Source organism: Actinomycetota bacterium (assembly GCA_030682655.1).
Taxonomy (GTDB): Bacteria; Actinomycetota; Coriobacteriia; order Anaerosomatales; family JAUXNU01; genus JAUXNU01.
On sequence record JAUXNU010000043.1, the window covers coordinates 1 to 1540 of the forward strand.

A 1540-nucleotide genomic window follows, 5' to 3' on the forward strand; every position below is an offset into this window, starting at 1 on the left:
GATGACGTACTTTGGCTCTCCGGCGGCCTGGCGAGCGAACCGCCACTTCCGGCCTGTGGGGAAGCCTGCGCCACCACGCCCGCGCAAACCGGACCGCTCTATCTCATCGATCAGGGCCTCAGGCGTGAACCCGGCGAGCACACGGCGCAGACCGTCGTAGGCACCATGCGCTATTGCGTCATCGATGTCTTCCGCGTCAATCACCCCGCAGCTGCGAAGCACGATGCGCTGCTGCGTGAGATTGAAGGGGAGCTGGGAATAGCGCTTGATCGGCGCCTCGTTCTCGGATGGCCGGAAGAGGTACTCCTCCACACAGCAGCCCTCCTTGAGCAGTCGTTCGACGATCGGGGCGGCCATCTCCTCGCCCACACACGGGTAGAAGACATCCTGCGGAGAGACGACGACGAGGGGTCCCTGCTCGCACAGCCCGTGACAACCCGTCCGCACAACGCGCACGCGGACTTCGGCTCCAGCCGATGCGATGGCTTCATCGAAACGGTCGGCCACGTTCAGCGATCCGTTCACCACGCATCCCGGGCCCGTGCAGACACGGATGACGAAGGAGTCTCCCGAGGCGCGCACCTCAATAGGAACCGGGCCGCTCACTCCGAGGCGTCCCTTCGCTCATCTGCCTTCTCACGCAGGGAGGCGGTTATGCGACGGGTCTGCACCACGTCCAGCTGCCCGTAGGTTTCGGAACCGACGAGCATAACGGGCGCGAGACAGCAGCAGCCCACGCACGCGACAGACTCAACCGTGAAAGCGAGGTCCTCGGTCGTCTCACCCACCTTCACGCCGAGTTCCTCGACGACCGCGCGGGTCACCTCGGGAGCGCCTCGCACATGGCAGGCAGTGCCGTGGCAGATTCGGATGACCGTCTCGCCTTGCGGGCGCAAATGGAACTGTGAGTAAAAAGTCGCAACTCCGTAGACCTGCGAGAGGGGGGTCTGCCGCACGCGCGAGATCTCGCGCAGGACCTCATTGGGAAGGTAGCCGTAGATCGCCTGTGTATCCTGCAGGACCGCGATCAGCGCCCCGGGATCGCCAGCGTGGCGCTCGAACACGTCCGCTAGAGCGGAAACGTCGATCTGGTTGTCCGTCGGCACTTCGGCGCAGCCGCAGCGGTCCATGTCAGCTCCTGAGTCTCGGTTCAGTCCAGGTACGAGTCGCAGTACAGGGTCTCGTTGCGCAGCACCGACATCGACTTCTCGAGCGACGCGGTCAGTCGGAGCTCGGCCGGATCGGTGCGGGCGACCATCATCTGGAGCTCGTCGTTGGGATCCATGATCGCGGAGGTCAGGCCAGCCGGAATCAGAATCGCCAGCAGAGCCGCTGCCATCGGCGATTTCACATGCTCAGGACAGCCATTGTAGATGTTCGAGAGGCCGACTGTGGTCTTGAGCGGCGGCTCGTTGAGAAGGCCGAACATGGTGATAGCCTCGACCGCCTCGGGTGCCTGCTGCTGGGCGACGCCCACCGGCAGGAGCAGCGGATCGAGGTAGAGGCGATTCAGCGGCACGTCGAACTCCATCATCGCGGC

The 1540-nt window shown here is 64.4% G+C and carries 3 protein-coding genes; all 3 read right to left on the reverse strand.

The window, feature by feature from the left end:
* Positions 1 to 582 (reverse strand): NAD(P)H-dependent oxidoreductase subunit E (locus tag Q8K99_02210; protein MDP2181369.1); only part of this gene is annotated, 582 nt, incomplete at its 3' end.
* 20 nt (positions 583 to 602) lie between these two features.
* Positions 603 to 1130: an NAD(P)H-dependent oxidoreductase subunit E gene (locus Q8K99_02215; GenBank protein MDP2181370.1), complete on the reverse strand. Its 528-nt coding sequence runs from the start codon at positions 1128 to 1130 to the stop codon at positions 603 to 605.
* Between the two features lie 20 nt (positions 1131 to 1150).
* Positions 1151 to 1540, reverse strand: a 390-nt coding sequence (locus Q8K99_02220; protein ID MDP2181371.1) for a hypothetical protein, incomplete at its 5' end; no start/stop codon positions are given.